The sequence below is a fragment of the Streptomyces tauricus genome, from assembly GCF_014650955.1.
Classification (GTDB): Bacteria; Actinomycetota; Actinomycetes; order Streptomycetales; family Streptomycetaceae; genus Streptomyces; species Streptomyces tauricus.
Genome location: NZ_BMVY01000050.1, coordinates 21,929 through 44,309 on the forward strand (window position 1 = coordinate 21,929; position 22,381 = coordinate 44,309).

The window sequence follows — 22,381 nt, forward strand, 5'->3', positions numbered from 1 at the left end:
CCCTTCTGATCAGGCAAGTTGGGCGGCGATGGCACGGGCGAGCTGGGGTGGAACGCCGAGGCGTGCGCGCAGGGTGTCGAGGTCGATCCGGGAGCCGGTTCGGGCGTGGTGGTCGGCGGCGACTTTCCGGGCGTGGTCGACCAACGCGGCCGGAACCGGCGGGGCCGCAGCGACGGGCAGAGCCGGGGAAGCTTCCGGAACTGGGACCGGAACAGCGGCCGGGAGCGCTGGAACTTCCTCGGACTCGGGCACCACGACCGGCACGGATCCCGGCTTAGGCGAGGCGACCGGTTCGGGGCAGGTCTCGGACTCCGGTGCCGCGGCCGGCACTTCGGTCGCCGCCGGGTGGTCGTTGGCGGAGTGGGCCAGGAGTGTGCCGCCCATGAAGGCCAGGGCGGGCCAGGCTGCGACGAGGATGCTCAGCCAGGCCGGGACCCGGTCGAGGTCGAGGAGTCCGGCGGTGGCGATGTTGGCGCCGAGCGAGGCGACCAAGGCGATGACGAACCAGCACCAGGCCAGCCGGGACGGCCCCTCGGAGCGCAGTCGTCGCCAGGCGGCGACCAGGAGCAGGTCAACGCTGATCGGGTAGGCCCAGGCTTTCCAGCCGCTCTGTCCGGCAGCGGCGGCCAGGTCGTGCAGGTGGGCGAAGGAGAGTGCCCCGGCAATGACGGCTTGGACGAGTACGGCGTCGACTCGGAGGGCGGGGCGGGCCATCACGGCTCCTTCCGACAACGAGGCATGGAGGGGGTAGGGACCTCGCGCGAGGGACGGTCGCGCCGACCGGGGGTGCAGAGAGGATCAAGCGGTGGCGGAGGCCGTCTTGGAGAGCGGCACTCGGGCCGAGGACAGCGGAGCGACCACGGGCCGGAAGGGCTCCAGGGCTGGCAGGTCCGGAGTCCGGTCAGCGTGCTTGTTGCAGATGTTCACGGCTTGACGCAGCGAGGTGTGCGGGGCGCGGATGCGGGCCCAGCCGCCGGAGGAGTCGCCGGTGACGGCGATGCCGGGGGTTTCGGTGGGGATCTGGATGGCGGCGAGGACGGCGTCCGGGGCGATGTCGCCGAAGGCCATGTTCGCGGAGGATTCGTCGTTGACGCGGTGTGCGGTACGACCGGTGAGCTGGGCGCGGAGCATGGTGATGCCCTTGCCGAGTTCGGAGCCGAAGCGCTGCCCGCAGATCTCCAGGTAGATCCCGGAGGCGCGGCCGAGTTGGGCGAGCCGGACCAGGGCGGTGACGATGCGATCCCGGCGCTTCTCTTGATCCTTGGTGGCGAACAGGGCGAGTTCGGCGACTTCATCGACCAAGACGACGACCGGGACCGGACGCATGTCGGCAGGCAGGTCCCAGATGTCTGCGGCGATCTGTGCGTCCGGGACGTTGACGCTGATGCGCTGCTGAGCGCGGATGAGTTGGTAGACGTCCTCCATGTGCGTCACGAGCGCTTCGAGGAGTTCGAGGGCGGTGTCCGGGTTGTCGGCGAGGGCGGAGAAACGCCGGGCGAGCGGAAAGAGTTCGACGCCCTGTTTGCAGTCGATGCCGACCAAGGCGACGTCCTGCGCGGCGAGTCCGGCAACGAGGTTGCGCTGATAGACGGACTTCCCTGACTCGGTTGCGCCGAGCGTGAGCCCGTGCGGCACGGCCCGGTAGTCGCGGTAGTGGACCGAGCCGTCTTCACGTAACGCGACCGGCACCCGCATCGGCCGGGTGTCGGCGGTGGCCGGCATCTGTACTCGCTTGAGCACGTCGTAGCCGGTCATGCGTACCTCCACCACGCCGGAGCGCAGCTCACGGGAGGTCACGCCGTACATGCCGAAGGAGTGGCGGAGTCGGTCCGACGCGGCCGAGACGTCGAAGGCGTCCTGACCCGGGCGGAGCTTGAGACGCAGTACCAGGCCCGTACGGGTGGGCCGGATCCGCAAGATGCGCGGGACACGAGACTCGGGCACCGGCCGGTTCGTGATGCGGGCCAGGGCCAGGCGCCACCGGGAGGGCGGCACCGTCAGCCCGCAGGCGTCCATGACTGAGACGTAACGGACCAGGACCCGCAGGACAGCGAAGGTGACGCCGAAGACCAGCCAGTACCAGGCGGGGCGCCGCCACCGCAGGAGACCCGCAGCGGCGACGACCAGCACAAGGACGATCAGGAAGGCAGTCATGATCAGACCGCCTGCGAAGCCGAGCCCGCGACAGCCAGCGAGGTGACCGCGACCACGCGGAAGGCGATGCCGTGACGCTTCTGACCGTTGAACTCGTTCTCCCACGGCCGGGCGATCAGACCGGTCAGCGCGACCGGGGTGCCCATGACCAGTTCCTCGGAGACGCCCGACTCGGGAACGGTCAGGGAAAGGATCTCCACCTCGTTGTTGGCCGCGAACATCACGTCCACGGTCAGCAGCTTCGCGCCGGTCTCGGCGTCCATGGCGATCTCACCGGTCCGGCGGTCCTTCAGCTTCGTCTGCGGAGCCTTGGCGACCATCACGGTGGCGTTGGAAGTGTCGACGGGGATCTGACGCATTATGGAACTACCTCTCTGAGGGTGGGAGCGGCGTGCTTACTTGGCGGTGGGGACGCCGCTCCTGTGCGTTGACGGGTGGCCCGCAGCGAAGCTGTAGCCACTCGCACCGTCCGTCTGGTGCGCACCAGTAGGTTGCAACTGGTGCGCACCAGAAGTCAAGCACTGTAGTGACTCCGGCGTTGCAACTCGCTTTGCTGCGACACTTCTAGAGAAGCGCTCGCGCCAACGATTCGGTAGCCAACAGGGGTTAACACACGTCTCGTTAACCCCTGCCGACCTGCACCGATGTGAGGCATGCTGCTGTTACGGCTCAACACCCCATGCGGAGCGGCACAGGTGATGAACGGACTCAAGACAGCAAGAACCGCGCGCGAATGGTCGCAAGAGCGCCTGGTGCGCGAGATCGAACGTCATGCGCGTCAGCACATGCTCAGCGTCGCGTCGACAGCGAGCCTGCGTGTGTACGTCTCGGAGTGGGAGAACGGCCGGCGCGCCATCTCGACCCGGTACGCAAGCATCCTCCGCGTCCTCCTGGGCGTCACGGACGACGAGTTGACCGGCAAGCCCGAGGCGCTACCCACCGGCTCCGCAGTCGACGGCTACGACGAACTCATGGGCCGTATCGATGCGGCCCGCAACGTCAGCCAGACCATGGTGAAGACGTTCATGGACCAGACCGAACTACTGCGGACCATCGACCGGCAGCTCGGTGCCGCAAGCCTTGTCGACCAGATGACCGCGCACCTGTCGACGCTGGAAGACGCTCTCACGTTCGCCGTACTGCCCGAGACGCGGCGCCCGGTAGCCGTGGCGTTAGCCGGAGCGGCGACCTTGGCGGCGTGGCAGGCACTCGATGTCGGAGCGGTCGAACGAGCCTGGCGCCACTACGAGTTGGGTAAGCGGGCCGCCCAGGAGGCAGACGAGCCGATGTATCTGGCTCACGCGACCGCGGAGCAGGCATACGTACTCTGCGATGCGGGCCGGGCCCCGATGGCTGTCGAGTTGGTACGGGACGCGCAGCGACTCGGCGGCACGGCTATGTCCCCGCGGCTCAGGGCATGGCTGTACGCGGCCGAAGCCGAGATCTGCGCAAGAGCAGGGCTCCAGGAGGAGTGCCGGCGTGCGCTCGACAACGCGATGAAATGCCTACCGTCGGGCGAGGAAGCCCGCGACCCCGACATGCTGAGCATCTTCCTCAACGGCGGTCACCTGGCCAGGTGGCGAGGCAACGCACTGGCCCTGATAGGCGACGACGAAGCGGTAGGCAGCCTCTACACCGCCTTGGAAGCGACCGATCCGACGTTCATCCGGGCATCAGCAGGATTGCGCTGTGATCTCGCGCAGGCGCACGTGGCCCGCGGTGAGTACGACCAGGCGCACGAGCACCTGCGCCAAGCCCGCTTGGTAGCAAGCCGTACAGGTTCCGTGCGTCACCGCCGCCGAATCGAACAGCTCACCCAGCGGCTGTAGGCGAAGCGCCGGCACCCCGGGAAGCAAGGACATGCAGCAGGGCAACGAGGGTTCCAGACCCCATGAGTTCCCCACGAGCCATCAGGCCAGGGATGTCAGCGAGGGGAACCCAGGCGATGTGCCCGGCTTCTTCCAGGTCAGTCGGTTCGCCGACGAGCTCTGCGCCCTGACCCACGAAGATCTCGTGCGGCGAGTCGACCATGCCGACCATCGGCTGATAGGTGACCACGTGCTCAAGCCCGTCGGGCCGCCAGCCGGTCTCTTCCTCGACCTCACGCAGAGCCGCCTGCAAGGAGTTCTCCCCCTCATCGACGATCCCGCCAGGGAGCTCCCAGCCGAAGGACCGGGGGACGAAGCGGTACCGCCACATCATCAGGACACGGTCCTGATCGTCGATGACGGCAGCGATGGCCACGTGATGCAGGCGTACGACGTGATGTTCAAAACGCTCGACGCCAGGCGGCTCGACATCGACGAGACCGAGCTTCACCCAACGGTTGTCGTACAGAGTCCGCTCACCATGGATCTGCCAGGGCTCGACGTCCGTCGGGGTCTCCGTGGTGACGGACCGATTGGGTACGCGATAGGAACTACGGCCGTGAACTTCGACGGCGCCCTCAGCGACCAGCTTCGCCAGCACCTGACGAAGGGCGGTGCGACCGATCTCCAGTTCCTCGGACAGAGTCCGCTCCGACGGGAGCTTGGCACCGGGCTGGTACTTGCCTGCCGTGATCCACTCGCGAATCGTGCGGTAGACCCGCTCAGACTTCGGTCCCATCCCGTGAGCACGCTCCTTGTCGTCGCAACGTCCTGACGTCATCAGGCGCAGCAAGCGTAGCCCTGTACCTACTCACGTGAGTAGGTCGTCCGACACCGATGATCAAAGACGCTCAGAGTGCGCGGTAGAACTTTCCCTACTTCATCAAGGCGGCTCGCTCCGCTCCCCGCGCGCGGCCCGGCCCCCGGCCGGGCCTGCGCTCCTGTCTCCGCCCCGCTCCAGCCCGGCCGGCGCCCGTGCCGCGCTCAAAGCATGCAGCCGCCTGATGCCAGAGAAGGGGTACGTCGTGGCTGGGGCGGTCGGCTCCGCGGCTTTACGGAGCCACTTTGGCGCGAGCCTCGAAGATCATGGCCCCAACGTCGTGCTTTACCGGGCAGGTCCACAGACTGCCCGACGCGCCGGAAGCTTACGGGGCCATGATCACTCGCGCCAAAGCAGCTCCAGCCCAAAGCCGCTCCGCCGACCGGAGCCGTGGGCGACACGAGACGGGGCGCGGATAGCTGCTAGACATCGCGTTCCTGTGGTGGAGAGCAGTCGGTGCGACCACCGCCACGGCGGACAAGTCGGCATCGAGCAGCGGGCCGCCGCCCCCGCCGACGAGGCAGTCAACCTCCTGAACGCCGGCAACACCACCCAGCACGTACGAAGCAACCTCTACGCCTCAGCGGCCACGCTAGTGGCAGCGCACCAGCCCGGCGCGCGAAGAACCCCCACCCGCCACAGCCCACCTTCTAGGCCCGGCGATGCAAGCGCTCCCCTTCGACCGAACGTTCGCCCAGCAACAGAGTCCACACAAAGGGCCGGGCAGGTCAGCCTCTCGTCGCCAACCGTCGAGGCGAAGGTCCAATACCCTCGCCTGGATGAGCCTCCTTGGTACCCACCTGAGGTTGGTACGCCTCAGGAATCGGGACAGGCGCGACGGCACGCGGAACGCTCAGCTGCCGCTCGGGCAGCAAAGACGGCGCTCCCGCCAAAAGACGAGACCTGACTGAAGCCCCGCCCAGTTCAAGGTCTCTCACGATTGTCCGCCCCAGCACCTCTGCAAGTAGCGGAGGGGTCGCGTTACCCACCATCCGCCGACCAGCGCGGAACGGCTGATCGATGCTCCATTCGTCAGGGAAGGTCTGCAAGCGCATCTGCTCACGCACAGAAAGGGGCCGATTGTCCCAGTGGAACGGCCCCGTGCTCGGCCCAGGAGAGGCTGGCAAGGTCCAGGACGGTCGATCCTTGGCCAGCTTCAACAGAAACGACCAGTACCGAGTTCGCCACCCGAAGAGTTCGTCACCGTCGCCACGAGCCGTGAGATGGAGATAGTTGCCACCTTCTGGGATGGAAGGCAGTAGCGCTGCCCATTGCCCTGTAGCAACAGGCTTCTCATCCTCTTCAAGATCCCAAAGCACGTCCCAGGCCCGCATCGGGTCGCCTGCGTGGGTCGCCTCCGGCAGGTGAACCTCTGCACCGTCCCGGTACGCAATGCCGATGGCCCGACGTCGGTGCTGAGGCACCCCGTAGTCAGCTGCATCAACGACCTTGGCCACCATCCTGTAGGAGGTGCCATGCCGATCGTTAATACCCGCGAGCCCCTCGTCAATGACCTCGGAGGCGTTCCCGTCCCCTCTCAAGAACCCCTCAACGTTCTCGACGAGCAATGCCCTAGGGAGGAAACCTTCAACCAGGTCGAGCATCCCATGCACACACTTGGCTCGGTCGTCCTCCATGCCACTCCGTGCAGTCGAAGCCCACTGCGCAGCCTTTGAAAACGGCTGACAAGGCGGCCCCCCTGCAATGAGGTCGAGTTGCCCGCGCTTCATCCCTAGCGCTCGGGGAGTGAGGTACTGGGCAGCAGTGTTGACATCACCGTTGCCAGGCATGGCCCATCCCGGCCGATTGGCTGCGAGCACGGCCCTGGCGTCAGCGTCAACTTCCATGCAAGCGACGGTAGCCAGCCCAGCCCTCTCCAGACCCACGTCAAGACCACCCGCTCCTGTAAACAGAGAGAGCACCTTCCCCACGGGCCGGGTTCGCGCTGACGATCGTGCGGCGGTCAACGGAGGCACTCCCCGAAGTAGATCTGCTCAATGTGTTGACAGAGGGAGCTCACCGGAGAAAACCGCAGTTGTCAAGTCAGTTGGGCAGTTAAGCGGGCACAGGCATCGAAGAATATCCGACAGGTGTTCGAAAAGCGACCAATGTCCTACCGATGGGCTAACTTCTTCCTACGCAGATGAGGGGGTTGCCCATGGACTATGACAGCTGGAACAGAGTTCTCACGGAACACTTCTTCCCCCTCCGTGAAGCAGCAGCCCCTGTGTACTTATCGGTAGACGATGCCCTACTCACCGAACTGCTGACCAGTCACACCCAGGCTGCCACAACGCCCCCGACTGCAGCCGAGAACTTCCAAACTGCCATCAGGAGCCGGGTCTTCGGGCGCGACCCCTTCGAAGGGATCGCCTCCCGTGCTCGCCGCTGGCGCCGACACGGGGCCGCGGGCAACCCGCCCTTCATCGCACTCCTCGCAGCAACAGTGCTCGCAGCCTCCAGGATGAGCCGCTCCGACAGGTTTTCCTACTATGGCCCGCTCCGCGAGCTGCTCGGCCTGCACGAAGGCTCCGGCATGCCAGACGGCTACGACGTGATCGTCCCCACCCTGTGGGATCACCTGAAGTGGTGGCTGACCGAGCATGAACAGGGCCGACGCGGCCTGCCCTCCGCCATTCCCCATCCGACCCAGGTCAACATCGGCTGGTCCCTGTCCCAAGCCGTTCTGGTCGGATCGGACCGCGTGCAAGTCGGGCTGTTCCTGTCAGCGATCGGAGCCCAGCCGGGAGACTCGGTCCCCGAAGCGGAACTCCTCGCCCGGTTCCAGGAGTGGGTACGGCTCAATCGGTCCAGCCCACGGATCCAGCGCGCACTGGCATCGCCGGAGTTACGACCGATCCTGGCGAGCATCCTGCAGCAGGAACTCACCCACTACGACGGGCTCCCGAGAAACTCCGCTGGCCTGCCGTGTGTGCCCTTGTCTCTCACGACCGAAGCCGGCGGTTTCCCGTACGGCGTTGCAGCCCGCATCCCCTCCCACCTCCGTCTCGAATCGCTCAGTCTGAACGGCGACGTCATCAGGGTTCCCTCGGGCGTGGAATGGTTACCTCTCACGCCTCCGGACCAGGAACTCACTCCGGGATCGGCACTCGAACTGGCCGCCGACACCGCCACACTGATGCTCCCCGCTCGCGACCTCTACGTCCTCCAGGCCAACGACTTGGTCGGGAAGTGGACATCCGTCAATGCAGCGGAAATCGGGGTGCCTCATCGAGTACTGGTGAGGACTGCCTTCGCAGCGCAGGCCGAGGCGGTGATGCTCGCTTGCGGATCAGACGGCGTACGTCAGCCCCGCAGGGTTCAGGTGCCGCCCGGCTGGACGTTGTTCAGCGGCTACACACCGACCCGATCCGCGACGGTCTCCGGCGTCGTCGGCCCGCTGGCCCCGCTGCACCAGCAGTTGGCCCGCCTGTCCGGCGGCCTCCGCATCGATGGCGGCAAACAGACCTACCTCCTCGGGTACGCACCTGACCTTGTTCTGCCAGCAATTCCCGATGACCATCCGCGCACCGTCACCATCGACGGGGTGCCCTTGCCGCCGGTTTCTCAGGTGCCGACGGACACGATCACGATCCGGCTAGCGGAGCGAGTGCACTCCGTCGGCGAGCACCAGATCGAGGTCGGACATCGCAAGCTCACGTTCACCCTGGTCGAGCGCTACCGGGAGAGCGTTGCCCTACCACTACTAGCGCTCCCTCCGAGGAGCGCCAAGCTGGCCACCATCCCCAGCAGGATCCCGAACTCGGCAAGTCCGTCGGCGCTCGCTTCCTGGCTGCCGCCCGGCCATTTGTCCGGCTCGTTCTTCGGAAGCTATCGGCTCGACCCCCTTCCTCCGACGAGGATCCTGCGCCTCGGCGGCTCGATCTACGCCCTAGGCGGGAATCGCCTCGCTGCCCAGCTCGTTCCCGAAGCGCCAGGCTGGATCGCCACCATGGACCATGTGCCTCACGCGATCGACATCGAACCGCTGCTCGCTGCTCTGCCTTTCCAAGCTGTATGGCTGCTTCAGGTAACCAGTTCCCAGAACGCCAGGGCCTGGCTAGCCCCGATCGTCCAAACCGGCTCGTATAGCCCGTGTGACGCCCCCTCAGGGAGCTGGACAATTCTCAGTCAAGCTGACTGGCGCAGGCTGACCTCGCGAAGCATCACCACCGCAGTGGCTTGCGCACAAGACTGGACCGACTACACGGCAGGGAAGTGAATGGTGCACGACGAGCTGCTCCTGTGGTGTTCCGAACGCGGCGCCGGGAGCCTCGATGCCTTCCAAGACACGTACACATGGCTGGGGAAGGGCAAGCAGGAGAGTTCCACGCTGGACTGGCGCATCGCGCTGTACAACCTGCAGATTCTCAGCCATGTCGAAGTGGACTGGGAAGCCCGGATCTGGGGTGTGACGCCACCGGTCCTCACCACCTTGCCCAATTCCGGAGGGCACGCGCTTCTGGTGGGGCAAAGGCCGCTCTGGCTCATACAGCGGCTGGAACGGCTGCACGAAGACCCTGACCCTGGTATTGCCGCCCTCGCGCAGTCCGTGGTAGCACTTCCGCCACATCGACAGGCCGACGGCCCGTCGGTGCGGATGGTGACACTAGCGGATCCTGAAGAATGCCGCGCTCTCTGCGAGGCACTCGGCATCGCCTTCGAGGACCGCGCTGCGGATCAACTCGTTCCACGTCTTCCCCGCTTTCAAGAAATGCTCACCGAACGTGGCGTACAGCGGGGGCCCGGCGGCATCGAGCCTCAGAAGATGTCCGAGGGGGGCGGTGACCTCTGGACAGATGTCGAAGGCCACGGCGAACCACCGCTCCACGGCGCCTACCGATATCAGCGCTACAACACCCACCGCTATATCTACTGGATCGGCATGAGCGGCTTCATCGCCGACAAGCGCACGGTGGTGTACGCGGAACTCGCGCGCGCAGAACGCTGGGTGCTGCGGTACAGCCCGCTGCAGCGGGAACTTTACGCACCGAAACGCATGCAGCTACCGCATCTCCACGCCCGCGCCGCCGTGCTGCGCAGCGGGCTGCTGCCGCAACTAACCGCGCTCGATCCGCAGGCAGCGCCAGACCGGCATTCGATGCCTGAGTACAAGAGCTACGTCAAGTACGTGAACATTGACGAGGCATTCGCCAGACAATTAGCCGAATCTCTATACCAGAAACTTCAACTCGTCCCCTAAGTCCGGACCCCGTGAGGATCTTGATGTCTGGCATCTCTCCGTCGGCCGTCCACGGCCAACTTGCCGAGTACTTCCAGCGGTACTACGACACCGCCTACTCGCTTCGCGACTCTTCGGTAGGCGAGGAACTCAAAGAGCTACTTTGCACTCCCGGGGTCCTCTTTCAGGATCCGTATCTGGAGCTTTTGCCTCAATATGTGCAGTCAGCTCAGACTCTGGAAGAGCTAGCGACGGAAATAGGGGTTCCGGAGTTCGCCGGACTTCTGGGAGATGGGCTGCTCCGGGGAATCCCCAGGCTCTACACCCATCAGGTGGAGGCCCTGAGGGCAAGCAATCACGGACGGGACATCGTAGTGACGTCCGGAACCGGTTCCGGAAAGACCGAAGCCTTCCTCGTCCCGGTGCTAGCCAGACTAGCCAATGAATCTCGTCAGTGGGCACCAGCAGGGCCCCAGAGTGCCGAGGAGCGGCCCTGGTGGCGCACATCACGGCACTGGCAGGCCCAGCGCCACGGAGGCGGCCGCCCCTCGGCCATGCGCGCCATGTTTCTCTATCCAATGAACGCGCTAGTGGAGGACCAGCTGATCAGGTTGCGACGCAGCCTGGACGCACCAGACGTACGCGGCTGGTTCGACACGCACCGTAACGGCAACCGCTTCCACTTCGGCCGCTACACCGGCCGCACCCCGGTTGCCGGCCCCCTGGAGCTAGCCTCCAAGCCGAATTCCTCCAAAATGAAGGAATTGCGTAGGGCTCTGGCCTCGATGGAGGACCGAAGCCACCAGCTGGAGCAGCGCATCGCGGACGGCCTTGTGGAGGACGAGGAAGCCCGGTACTTCCTCCAGCGCCCCTTCGGGGCCGAGATGCGTTCTCGTTGGGACATGCAGGTCGCTCCGCCAGACATCCTCATCACCAACTACAGCATGCTCAACATCATGCTCATGCGCCGAGACGAGGATCCCATCTTCGATCGGACTCGTAACTGGCTGAAGAGTTCCAAGGACCACGTCTTCAGCCTGGTGGTGGACGAACTCCACATGTACAGAGGTACTCAGGGCACTGAGGTCGCCTACCTCCTACGCAAGCTTATCGACCGCCTCGGGCTGTCCACCGATTCCGACCAACTGTCCGTGATCGCCACCTCCGCCTCCATGGATCCGGAAAACCCGGTGGACCGGAAGTTTCTGAGCGACTTCTTCGGACGATCAGCCGACCGCTTCTCCGTGCTCGCCGGTGAACGCGTCCGGACCAAGGGCAGGACCGATCTCATGCCCTGGGCAAACACCGTTGGCCAAGGAACAGGTGTCCTGCCGCCACTTCCTGACCGGCACGCGGCGCTCCAGGCCGCGTTCAGAGCGAGCGACGAGGACGACTCCCCCCGAGCGAAGCCGCTGACCGACGTGTCGGCCAAGCTCTTTCCTGGCCTCGCACCCGATAAGGCACTGGAAGCCACCGACGCACTCATCTCGCGCCTTGACGGGGAGGCGGATGCCGGCTCGCGATTCCGGCTCCACCTGTTCTTCCGGAACGTCACCGGCATGTGGGCGTGCGCGGATCGCAACTGCTCGGAAGTCCAACCACGCACCGCGGATTCACCGGCGGAACGCCTGGTCGGAAAGCTCTACAGCCGGCCCAGGTATGCCTGCGAATGCGGCGCTCGCGTCCTGGAATTGCTGTACTGCGACACGTGCGGAGAGGTCTTCCTCGGCGGATTCCGTTCTCCGAACCTCGGCCACGATCCCACGAGGCGCTACCTGGTCTCCACCGCAACCGATCTCGAATCCCTCCCGGACAAGGCGCGCTTCGATCGCACCGCCGATGTGTACAGCATCTTCCTGCCCACTGCGGGAGAACGCTCCGACCTCGACCTATCGCCGCACAAACACAAGGGTGGCCGACCGAAGGCAAAGAATCGGCCGGAATACACGTTCACCTTTGTTCCGGCCGTGCTGGATCCCGCGAGCGGCAAGGTTGGCAGCTACCCGAACGAGGAGAACAACGGGTACCTGCTGGTGGCGCAGAGCCAACCGCAGGGCCACCTCGGGAAGGTCCGCGCCTTTCCCACCGTCTGTCCCTGCTGCGGGGAAGATAAAGAGATCTTCAAGAATGTCCGCCAGTTCGAGGACCCGTCACGTTCCCGGTCCCCCATCCGCACCATGGGTACAGGTTTTGAGAAGTCCAACCAGGTCCTAACCGATGCCCTCAAAAGGCAGCTGCAGACGAAGATCGTCGTCTTCTCGGACAGCCGACAGGACGCGGCCCGCATCTCTGCGGGCTTGGAGCGGTCGCACTATCAGGACTTGGTCAGGCAGCTCGTGATCGCCGCCCTCGATCACCCGAAGGATCTCGTGGCGTTGGCGGCAGAGTTCTTCAAGGGGAACAAGGCAGGCCAGGCCGCGCTGACCCAGCTCACAGCGACTGGTTCACCCGATCTGGTTGCAGCAGTGGTCGCCCTGGCCCATGACAGCCTCACCCCCGAACACGAAAGCGTGCTGGCGGACTACCGGGCCCAGCAGAAGGGCCCGACACTCGTCGAACTCGGCAACGAAGTCAGCACGCAAGCAGTTACATACGGCGTGCATCCCGGTGGGCCCTCGTTTTCACTGAGCGCTAGCACCGAGTCACGGAGCTGGACCAGGCTCTACGACTGGACCAGTGGCGTCCCGATCCAGCGGCCCGAGACTTCTCTCACCAACGATCTACGCGTCCTGAGTTCCGAAATCCACAGAACAGTGCAGGCACAGGTCCAACAGGCGGTCTTTGCGGGAGGCGGCCGCGACCTGGAGTCGCTCGGCATCGGCCATGCCGCTCAGGACATCACCTTCAAGAGCCGGTTGCTGGATGACGAGGTCTTCCGCCAGGTGTGCCTGTCCACGCTGAGGCTGCTGGGTGTGCGCCGCCAGTTCCAGGAGCAGCGCCCTGAGCCGCCGGCGAATCTGCACACAGCAGCGAGGAAATACATCAACGCCGTCGCACAGCGTCACGACGTATTCCCGGACGCACTGGTCCAAGAGGTGAAGAATGCACTGGGGCTGAGCGACGCGGAGCCTCGGATTGAAGGGCAGAAGATCAGGATCGTCCTGGCCGGCGGGACAGAATGGCGCTGCGAACGGTGTACCAGAAGGCACCTCCACGGCTCCGCGGGCGTCTGTGCCTTCTGCCTCAGTTCACATCTCGTTACCGAACCCCTCGACCCAGATTCCGTCACCCTGGACGACTACTACACCTTCCTGGCCCGGGAGGCCGGGATCCCTTTCAGGCTCCACTGCGAAGAGCTGACGGGTCAGACCGACAACGACGATGCACAGGCTCGGCAAGCCCTCTTCCAGTCGGTCTTTCTGAGCGGGAAGGACATCGAGTTGGTCGATGAAGTCGACCTACTCAGCGTCACCACCACGATGGAGGCCGGCGTCGACATTGGCGCGCTCCGCGCGGTGGTAATGGCGAACATGCCACCACAGCGCTTCAACTACCAGCAGCGTGTGGGCCGGGCCGGCCGCCGACTCGATCACCTGTCCATCGCACTGACGCTGTGCCGTGGCACCAGGACCCATGACGACCACTACTTCCAGCACCCCTATCGGATCACCGGCGATCCCTCGCCTAGCCCGTACGTGGATCTCGATCGCCGGGAGATCCTGCTCCGTTGCTACGCCGCAAGCCTGCTGACTCTCGCCTTCCGGTCGGTCGAGGGGACGTCCGACTGGGATCCGGGACGCAATGTCCACGGGCCCTTCGGGACCGTCAGCGGATGGCCATTGGTGCGGGATGACGTCCGTACCTGGCTGGCCGACAACGACATCGCTAAGAGACACGCGGGCCAGGTTCTCCTGCAAGGGGCGTCTCCTGGCGCGCCTTCGCTGGATGATCTGGTCTCCTGGGCCACTTCCCGCCTCTACTCCGAGATAGAGGAAGTGGTGACGAACGCGCCGGACGCCGGTCCGCTCAGCCAGTCGCTCGCGGAGCGCGGAGTGCTCCCTATGTTCGGATTCCCCACCCGGGTTCGCAACCTGCATCATCAGAGGCCGCACGGACCGGAACTCACCGACGTCATCGATCGGGACATCGACATCGCCATCTCGGAGTGGGCGCCCGGCGGTGAAGTGGTCAAGGACAAGGCGTTGCACACAGCAGTCGGCCTCGTGACGTACGAGCCCGCCGGCGGGCAGTGGTTGCCCGGCAAAGCTCCGGACAGTGATCGTCTCATGGTGGGTATCTGCGCCAAGTGCCTCTCCGTCAATCTCCGCGAATCCGAGCATTCGTGTCCTGTCTGTGGGGCCACCGCAGGAGAAGCCGGTGACTACCGGATGCTCCCGTCGTGTCAGCCGCTCGGCTTTCGCACCAGCTACAAGGCTCAGGATTACGACGGCACATTCGAATTCACACCACGCGCGTTCTCCGCGCGCCTCACCCTTGACACGACATCAGCGCTCGTCCCACGCTGCACTAAGGCCGCTGAATTCAGAAGCGGCCAGGGACGCATCGTGGTGGTCAACGCAGGAACTGGCGAGGGATACCAGTTCGGCAAGGTCAAGGGACACGACGGTCTGCTGGACACAAAACTCCTGGCTGACGCCGACCGCGCGAGAGATCTGGGCCTGCCCACACAGCATTCGGTCAGCAACGAGGAGAAGCTGGCACTGGCCTCAGTGAAACTGACCGACGTTCTTTTGGTCGGCCTCCGCGAGCAACCCGCCGATCTGGCCCTCGACCCGAGACGCATGGCCGCAAGGGCTGCTTGGCTCTCACTCGGTACGGTTTTCAAACTCGCTGCCGTCAGGCTATTGGACATTGACGGAAGAGAACTCTCGGCGGGTCTCTATCCCGACCGAGGAGAAGAAGAGGGCAGTGTCAAGGCGCAAGTCTTCCTCTCGGACACCTTGGAGAACGGTGCCGGATATTCGACCTGGCTAGGGAAGCGCCCTACCGACTTCCTGCTCGCCGCACGTGAGGTCGCGGCCGATCTCACCCGCCACCGCTCCGGCAGCTTGAGGGCCGGGCCATGCGACTCGTCCTGCTACGACTGCCTGCGGGACTACAGCAACAGCGCCTACCACCCGCTGCTCGATTGGCGCCTGGCCACACAGATGGTCGAACTGCTCGATGGGGGGAACCTGGACTTCACCGCTGAGGAGGACTATGCATTCGAGCGAGTCGAGCGGTTCGCCAGAAGCTTCTCGCACTGGAAGGCTGATTCCTCCCACGGCTTGCCAGTCCTGAAAGACATCCAGCACGAAGATCTCGCTGTACTCATCACCCACCCTCTTGAGTCCTGGACCGGTCCCGCCCGCTCGAAGCGTGTGACCCGAGCGCTAACCTCACTGGAGGCAGAGGGCTTCGAGGTGTTCGAGTCGTTCGAGTCGTTCGAGAACCCGGTGCTGGACAGCGAACCGCCACAGCGCGCGATCGTCGCGGTCGACACGTTCGAGCTGCTTCGGCGGCCCGGCTGGATCGAGTCGAGACTGCAGAGCCTCTTCGATTGACCGGTCGGGTAGAAGGCAGGGACCCCTTTTGGGGCCCCTGCCCTCTGTCACCGCCGCTCCCGCGCTTTCGCGCACCTAGCAGTTCCGCGCATATGAGTTCTGGTGGACACACGTCTGGAGTACGCTGATGCATTTTCTTGTAGTGCCTCGCAGCGCGGGCTTCACCGTGCCGTCCAGCCTTCCGGCACTCGTCCTTCGGCGCGACCTTTGGGATGATTTTGGATTCAAAACCATGTTCGATGCTTATCTGTATCCATCCCGAACAGAGGCATCTATTGACTTGGGATCCGTCAAGATCATAAAAAGAGGGCAGAGCGGCGGCACCACCGAGATCCCCGAAAGTTTCGTCCAGCTCGATGATAGTTATTGCTCACTCGGGCAAGCGTTTTCCTACTATGAAGCGCTGCACGGACTTCCGGTCGAATTGCGCGACAGTGTTCTGTTCGGGCTCCGCGATATCGCTATCGACCCCTCACTCAGGGAATCGTTCGCCAACGAGCCGGCGATGGCCGCCTCACTCCTGCGCTACGGGAACGCCGAACTCGCATTGAGAGACGCCACAGCCCTGTTCGAAGGAACGATATCCTCGCAGGACAGTGAACTCGGGTTCACGTTCAGAACGAGTGTCGGAGGGGATCCCTTCTCCATTAACTTTGGTTTCGCAGATCGCTACCCCCTGCCAGGCCGCATCAACGTCGTCGTGGGCTACAACGGATGCGGAAAAACGCAACTCCTTGCCAACCTAGCCAACACCGCGCATGCAGACCTTACCGACCGAGCCGACGAGAGCTTCATCCGGCGGTACGGAGAATTCCCAGGAACAAGCGGTGCGCCACGCTTCTCATCGGTCATAGCTATCTCATATAGCGCTTTCGACACGTTCGACCTACCGGGGAAGAACCGACAAGAAGAGGATCGGTTGGAATCCAGCGGCGAGGTCTCGGGATACACCTATTGTGGCCTTAGGAGATATAATCGCAGCCTTGATTCCCACACGCCCCGCACCGGGTCACTCAAGGGTGCCGAGGAGATCCAGGATGACATCATGTCCGCCCTCGTTAGGGCTAGTACGCCCGAGCGTAAACAGAGGCTGACAGCAGCCCTCTCTCCGCTGAGCCGAGAACCTTCCTTCAAACGAGTTGAGTTGTCCGACACCTTCGCCTTCGACAGTGATTCGTGGCGGAATTCGTTTTCTGGCCTCAGTACCGGACACAAACTCGTGCTCAACATTGTCGTGCAGCTTGTAGCGCACCTGGAGCCCGGATCATTGGTTCTGATCGACGAACCCGAATCCCACCTGCACCCTCCGCTCTTGGCTGCCTTGCTCAAGAGCATCAATATATCCCTGGACCAGTTCAACTCCTACGCCGTGATGGCGACGCACTCCCCGGTCCTCCTCCAGGAAGTCCCCAGACGTTACGTCAGGGTCCTGCAGCGCTTTGGAGATCTCACACTTGTCGCCAATCCAGAGATCGAAACTTTTGCAGAAAATGTAGGACTGCTCACGCGCCACGTATTCAACTTGGACAGCAGCGCGACCGACTATCACTCAACCCTCCGATCCATGCAGGAGAGCTTGAACCTGGATGAGATCATAGAACTGTTCGACGGAGAGATGAGCGCACAGTCCATTTCTTACCTGGCGAGCATCAGCCGCGATCGGCCCGGTAGATGATTCGACTCCCTCGCCCGGACAGAGATCGCCTGGCCGACCTCGATCTCGCCGTGAGCCGTAGACGACCATCCTCTCGGCGTGTCCTCATGGGAGTGCGCGCGGGAATCATCGACGCCTATGGCGACTACGAGGACGTTCTGCGAGATATTCGCCGGTTTACGTCGCTTGCCCACGGTTCCGATGTGCTCACCAAGGCCCTTCTGGGGAATTACGCACTCCTGGACAGAGGCCGTCCTCTGGAAGATCTCAGAAACTCGATCTTCCGAACAGCATTGACTCGCAACTCTCGGTGTCCGCTGTGTGAAAGAGCCCAGGTTTGCGCCCTCGATCACTTCCTTCCAAAGAATGCATTCCCGGAATATTCGATCCTGGCCGATAACCTAATCCCTGTCTGTGAAAGGTGTAATCGACTAAAAGGGGATGAATGTGACAAGGTAGACGGACTACTCATGTTTCACGCATACTTCGATGAATTCCCGGACGTCGAAATATTAGTCACGGAAATAGACGTCGAAAGCACCGTCGCAATCAGATACTCTTTGCACCGCTCCGATAAAATAGACAACCTCACCTTCACGAGAGTCGAAAAGCAGTTCAAGATACTTGGCCTTTTCGATTTCTATCAGATGGAGGCCATAGCCGAGCTAACGGACCAAATTGATCTTTATGATGAAACATATACCTCCCTCGGTGATTCAGGATTGCGATCAACTCTTAGCGCCTTGGCTCGAGGAGCCGAGAGAAAGGGCGTAAATCACTGGAAGGCGGCTCTTTATCGTGCCCTGTCTAGAGATGCAGAATTTTGTAGCGGCGGCTATCGGAAGCTACTCACATCACCGATGGCTTGACGGGGTCAAATCTGGCGGGGACCGCAATGGTAGGTAGCCTGTAGTGCTAAGGACAGCACGGACAGCTGGGTTGCGTCCAAGGAAGGCCAAGCGGATCGTCTTCGCCCCTGGAGCCGCACGGTCACGGGCCGCCGAGGATGAAGCCAAGCAGGCGGCCACGGACGCTTAACATCTGACCGCACTGAAGAAGAAGCTCGGCATCACACCTCGCGCGAACGGCTCCTCATACCGCCCCTTCCGTAGCGGCCTTCCCGCTCTCTGCCAGGACCGTTGACAGCCAGGTGGGTACGAGGAGGTGCCGGGCCTGCCCCTGAGTAGAGGTAGAACATCGAGCGCTGAGCAAGTGAGTGTCTAATTGCGTGACAACGCCGACGAACACCGGCGGACGACCGCGAACGTCTGCGGACCATCAGCGCGGGTGAGGCCCACACCGGCCCAAGGCACCGCCCCCACCCAAGTTGCTTCGGGACGAAGAAGTCCTCACCGCCACGCTTCCGCCGGCGCAGCTTGCTCTGGTCAACGGCATGGCAGCGTGGCCGAGGTCGGTGGGGGTGCGGCGAGACACACGTGTGCGTGGTCGGTCGGCGCACCCGCCATGGTGGCTGACTGTCGTCGGCTGAGGCCCAGGCACTCCGGGGCCCAGCTCCGCCAAGGAACGTTCGAGGCGAAGGGAGCGTGCCATTCGCGTGCCAGATCCTGCGGGGAACCAGGGGGAACAGCGGGGACTGGCCCCGGGTGCAGCCAGGGCTCCAACACCACTCCGCGGCAGGTCAGCGCAGCAACCGCCGCCAAGAAACCCGAGCTTCCCAAGCTGAGAGTCCGACGACTCAGTAGGGCTCGCAATCTTGCATGTGCGGCAACCCGCACATGCCTCGCCAGTACCCACCGGATCACCGGACGCGCCTCAGGGATACGCTCCCGGTCTTGGCATGGATCGGACACGTGAATCCGGGGGGATCATGGAGATTTCAGTGCGCGGCTCGGCACCGCGCAGAGTGACGAGCGCGGCGTTTGCCGTCGTACTGCTCGCTGGGGGAGCGGTTGCCTGCGGCAAGGGCTCCGTGAGTGATTCCGCGAATGAGGACCAGCCCAAGGTGACTCCCGCGGCGGCCGTGGCGAAAGCGGCGAAGAACTCCGAGGACATCGCATCGCTCCACTATCGGATCACCGGGGCCGTGCCGGAGAGGGGCCGTCTGGAGGCTGAGGCATCCATGAGCACGGAACCGCTGGTCATGCGCATGCAGATGGCCATGGCCGACCAAAGCGAAAACCGTCGGCTGGAGGTCCGGTTCGTCGACAAGGTGATGTACGTCGGCGGGAGTGCGATCGCCTCCGAGAAGTTGGATGGCAAGAGTTGGTTCAGAGCCGACCCGGCCGTATGGGGCCGTGGCGCGGTCGACAACAACTCCTACCGCGTACTGCCCAGCCAACTTGAAGGAAACCCCGCCGTACAGTCCACGATTCTGACCGGATCCAAGGATCTGCAGAAAGCGGGGACAGAGACGATCGACGGCACCAGAACCACTCACTACAGAGGAACGGTCACCAGCAGCGGCTTGAGCGCCGCCCGTGATGCTGCCGCCGACAAGGCGACTCGGGAGCGCCAGATCGAGAGCTTTGATCAGTTCATGGCACTGCACATCGACGAGACGCTCACCATGGACCTGTGGATCGACGACGACAACCACACCAAGCAGTTCCGCATGCGGGGTGATACCTACGCCACGCGAGGCGGCACCGAGGGCACCCCGCTCGATTTCACCGGTGGCGACCCCCTCGATTTGACCATCACCTTCCTCGAGGTCAACCAGCCAGTGACCGTCAAAGCCCCACCATCCGGAGACACCGCCGACATCGGCGCACTGGCGGATCAGGCACCGGCAGGCTGAGCGACATCCGGCCCGGTGGCACCGTCTCAGTTTCCGTCTCATTCAGCGACGTTCACGACCGTTCAGGCGGGCCCCTGGGCTGCCCTCGTCTCAGTGGTCAACCGCCCATGAACCCAGTTGAACGCCCCCGAACGACACTCATCGCACCACCCCCACAGTTGGAAAGCGTGCTGGTGGAGCGTATCCCTGGCCGACACGGCAGAGAGGGTGTCAGACCTCGATGACAGTGTGTGCGGCATGGAGACACCCACTGCCCCTTACAGCGGGGATGAGGAGCATGCTGTCATCGCACACTTCCGGCTTGCCGGTGACGGTTTCGGCGATGCCGACCAGCGCGAGCAGATTTACGAAGCTGAGCAGGCGATGGAGGCAGCGACAGAGGAAGCAGGCGTCGGGGAAGTCGACGGAAACGAGTTCGGAGGAGGCGACGCCGTCGTGTACACCTACGGACCCGACGCCGATGCTCTGTTCAAGGTCCTGGAACCGATTCTGCGCAGCCTGCCGTTCCGACCGGCGTACGTCCTTCTCCGGCGGGGTGACGTCGAGACACGTGTTGATCTGTAGGCCTCCCGTGTAGGCGACGAACACACCGCAAGCGCACCGGATATGACGGGGCAGCGGGGAACCACGGTTCAGCAGCTGAGCCCGATGAGGCCACACCGCAAGCTTTCGCCCAGGTCGGCGCCCAGACCGGCCTCAGGAGACGCAGCTTCCCAAGCTGACGGCTCCAGAAGGTCGCAGCTAGCCGCCGCCTCCGTCCAGATAGCGGCCAGCTCCTCGCCCATTTGACAGCTCCCACTTAAAGCAGGCGGCCTCGAACTATGTCCGAGCCCCCTGCCGCACTGGACACGACCCGACCGGAAGTCACCCTCGGCGGTCAGACTGTGGCTCCCCTCCAAGGAAGTCCGGCATCGCCAGACAGCTCCCGCGGCTGTTCGCCACCCGCAACACATCCCGCAGTGAGCCAGCCAGTTGGGCAACGAGAAGGCTCAGCCACTCCGGATCTGAAGCCCCATCGTCGAGTACCTGAAGCGCTTGCTCCAACAGCGCAGACGCCATTCCGAGTTGCGTCGCCTCGATCTGGTCTGCCAAGCGGGACACGTAGCTGTCCTGGTCTTCAGTGCTGAGGTAGCACGGATTGCCGTCCGGCCCCGCCCACGGGAGAAGCCTCAGTCCGTCCTGTGTAGTCATCTCTGTGTCTGCCTCTCTGTGCCCTTGATGTTGGGTGCCGACACGCCGGCCGATGCCTGGCTGCTCACCGCTTCATTTCCGTGGCGGTGGAGTAGTCGGGCATCGAGTGGCACGCGCAGTCGCAGGTCTCGTAGATCACCGGCACGTCGACCGGCGCCGACGCCGGTGAGGATTCCGAGCAAGCGTGGTGTGTCCCGATTCGGCAGGCGATCGATTGATAGAAGGCAACCGAGGCATCTGGGCCACGGGGCTGCCGTTGCGAGGACATCAGCGGACCCCCAGCAGAGCTGAACAGCCGTCGGGCGGTAAGCAAGGAGCAACGGCAACCGTTGGGTGTCGTCCGCTCCTTTCACAGGCCAAGACGTATGGGCGTACGAGTGCGGCGTCCTCACCCCTGAGCGGGTGTCGGTGATTCGATTCGTCGCGAGGCCATCCCAGAGCGACCGTCGGCTCGTCAGCGGGCACCGTGGATGCGGGAGCGGCTGGCCCCCGGGAAGACATTGAGGGGCGGCGGTGCCTGCCCCTGCGGGAGTGTCGCGCCCTGGTGAAGGAGACGGCGCGGCGGATGAGGTTAAGCACGCTGAATCAGCTCCTGTCGCTGATCGTTTGGTCTCCGGCATCGCCTGTCACGGGGACCGCTTTGCGTACGACCGCCCATAAGGTGCGGTCGCCCAGGCTGGTGGCAAGGAGTCCGAACCGATCGGCTCCCGCCACGACCTCCAGGACCTCCCGCCATGAATCAGCGGAGAGGGATTCCGGCACCTCCGCTTCGACCGATGTGTGGTGAGCGTGTTCCGTGACTCGCGTGGTGAGTCCGACGGCGTGCAGTCGAGCGGCGATGGCTGCCGTGCTAACTCCTAAGGCGGACACAGACAGCCTCCGTCACCGGCGATCACTTTGCGTGAAGCTGGTTAACTAGATTAGAGCTAGTGGACTAGATTTTCCACATGTCTGAGCAACCGCCCTACCTCCACGTCGCCGATGAACTCCGGCGACGGATCACGGAGCATGTGTGGGAGCCGGGTGACCGTCTCCCTTCCCGCGCCCAGATCGGCCAAGAGCTCGGCGTGGGCGAGAACGTGGTCCGTAGGGCGCAGGAGTTGCTGATCTCCCAGGGGCTGCTGGAAGGCCGTGCCGGATCCGGCACGTATGTCGCCGAACCTCAGCAACGGGTGCGGATTGTTCGGTCCTCAGAGCTCGTAACACGATCTTCTGTGTGACTCAGGTGCAGTCAAAGCGAAGCGGTCGAG

The 22,381-nt window shown here is 63.8% G+C and carries 14 protein-coding genes and 2 pseudogenes; 10 read left to right on the forward strand and 6 right to left on the reverse strand.

The annotated features are described in order from the left end of the window. Window positions 1-9: 9 nt before the first annotated feature. The 3 genes from IE278_RS38775 to IE278_RS38785 all read right to left on the reverse strand — a co-directional run bounded on the left by IE278_RS38775 (window position 10) and on the right by IE278_RS38785 (window position 2,513). Complete coding sequence (locus tag IE278_RS38775; RefSeq protein WP_189779710.1) at window positions 10-714, reverse strand: DUF2637 domain-containing protein; 705 nt, start codon at window positions 712-714, stop codon at window positions 10-12. An 84-nt stretch (window positions 715-798) separates the two neighbouring features. Further along, window positions 799-2,154, reverse strand: a complete 1,356-nt coding sequence (locus tag IE278_RS38780; RefSeq protein WP_189779711.1) for an FtsK/SpoIIIE domain-containing protein — start codon at window positions 2,152-2,154, stop codon at window positions 799-801. Between the two features lie 2 nt (window positions 2,155-2,156). After that, the gene (locus IE278_RS38785) at window positions 2,157-2,513 is read right to left on the reverse strand and encodes an SCO3933 family regulatory protein (RefSeq protein WP_189779712.1); all 357 of its coding nucleotides are present in this window, start codon (window positions 2,511-2,513) and stop codon (window positions 2,157-2,159) included. Window positions 2,514-2,852: 339 nt separating this feature from the next. On the opposite strand from IE278_RS38785, the gene IE278_RS38790 reads away from it, so the two are divergent. After that, window positions 2,853-3,983, forward strand: coding sequence for an NsdA family TPR-like regulatory protein (locus IE278_RS38790; RefSeq protein WP_506417404.1), 1,131 nt, complete (start codon window positions 2,853-2,855; stop codon window positions 3,981-3,983). Here the strand turns inward: IE278_RS38790 and IE278_RS38795 are convergent. Continuing rightward, complete coding sequence (locus IE278_RS38795; RefSeq protein WP_189779725.1) at window positions 3,967-4,761, reverse strand: NUDIX domain-containing protein; 795 nt, start codon at window positions 4,759-4,761, stop codon at window positions 3,967-3,969. The two genes, IE278_RS38790 and IE278_RS38795, sit on opposite strands and share 17 nt — an antisense overlap. 496 nt (window positions 4,762-5,257) lie before the next feature. On the opposite strand from IE278_RS38795, the pseudogene IE278_RS42685 reads away from it, so the two are divergent. Then, window positions 5,258-5,431 (forward strand): annotated as a pseudogene (locus tag IE278_RS42685) (XRE family transcriptional regulator); the annotation flags it as partial. A 139-nt stretch (window positions 5,432-5,570) separates the two neighbouring features. Here the strand turns inward: IE278_RS42685 and IE278_RS38800 are convergent. Further along, window positions 5,571-6,818: a DNA cytosine methyltransferase gene (locus tag IE278_RS38800; protein WP_308434966.1), complete on the reverse strand. Its 1,248-nt coding sequence runs from the start codon at window positions 6,816-6,818 to the stop codon at window positions 5,571-5,573. A gap of 182 nt (window positions 6,819-7,000) precedes the next feature. Between IE278_RS38800 and IE278_RS38805 the strand changes: the two genes are divergently transcribed. The 7 genes from IE278_RS38805 to IE278_RS38835 all read left to right on the forward strand — a co-directional run bounded on the left by IE278_RS38805 (window position 7,001) and on the right by IE278_RS38835 (window position 20,504). Next, entirely contained in the window at window positions 7,001-9,064 is a 2,064-nt protein-coding gene (locus IE278_RS38805) for a hypothetical protein (RefSeq protein WP_189779714.1), read from the forward strand. Beyond that, window positions 9,065-10,045: a hypothetical protein gene (locus tag IE278_RS38810; protein ID WP_189779715.1), complete on the forward strand. Its 981-nt coding sequence runs from the start codon at window positions 9,065-9,067 to the stop codon at window positions 10,043-10,045. Window positions 10,046-10,068: 23 nt separating this feature from the next. After that, window positions 10,069-15,528, forward strand: coding sequence for a DEAD/DEAH box helicase (locus tag IE278_RS38815; protein WP_189779716.1), 5,460 nt, complete (start codon window positions 10,069-10,071; stop codon window positions 15,526-15,528). 127 nt (window positions 15,529-15,655) lie between these two features. Next, a complete protein-coding gene (locus IE278_RS38820) occupies window positions 15,656-17,203 on the forward strand; it encodes an AAA family ATPase (RefSeq protein WP_189779717.1) in 1,548 nt (515 codons plus the stop codon). 92 nt (window positions 17,204-17,295) lie between these two features. Beyond that, window positions 17,296-18,051 carry an HNH endonuclease gene (locus tag IE278_RS38825; protein ID WP_189779718.1) on the forward strand — a complete coding sequence of 252 codons (756 nt, stop codon included), beginning with the start codon at window positions 17,296-17,298 and terminating at the stop codon, window positions 18,049-18,051. 959 nt (window positions 18,052-19,010) lie between these two features. Beyond that, complete coding sequence (locus IE278_RS38830; protein ID WP_189779719.1) at window positions 19,011-19,940, forward strand: SCO4651 family lipoprotein; 930 nt, start codon at window positions 19,011-19,013, stop codon at window positions 19,938-19,940. A 237-nt stretch (window positions 19,941-20,177) separates the two neighbouring features. Beyond that, window positions 20,178-20,504: a hypothetical protein gene (locus IE278_RS38835; RefSeq protein WP_189779720.1), complete on the forward strand. Its 327-nt coding sequence runs from the start codon at window positions 20,178-20,180 to the stop codon at window positions 20,502-20,504. A 1,212-nt stretch (window positions 20,505-21,716) separates the two neighbouring features. Here the strand turns inward: IE278_RS38835 and IE278_RS42695 are convergent. Then, window positions 21,717-22,001 (reverse strand): hypothetical protein, encoded by a 285-nt coding sequence (locus IE278_RS42695; RefSeq protein ID WP_246571484.1) that lies wholly within the window; start codon window positions 21,999-22,001, stop codon window positions 21,717-21,719. Between the two features lie 77 nt (window positions 22,002-22,078). Here IE278_RS42695 and IE278_RS38840 point away from each other — a divergent pair. Beyond that, window positions 22,079-22,324, forward strand: a pseudogene (locus tag IE278_RS38840) (GntR family transcriptional regulator); the annotation flags it as partial. Window positions 22,325-22,381: the final 57 nt, after the last annotated feature.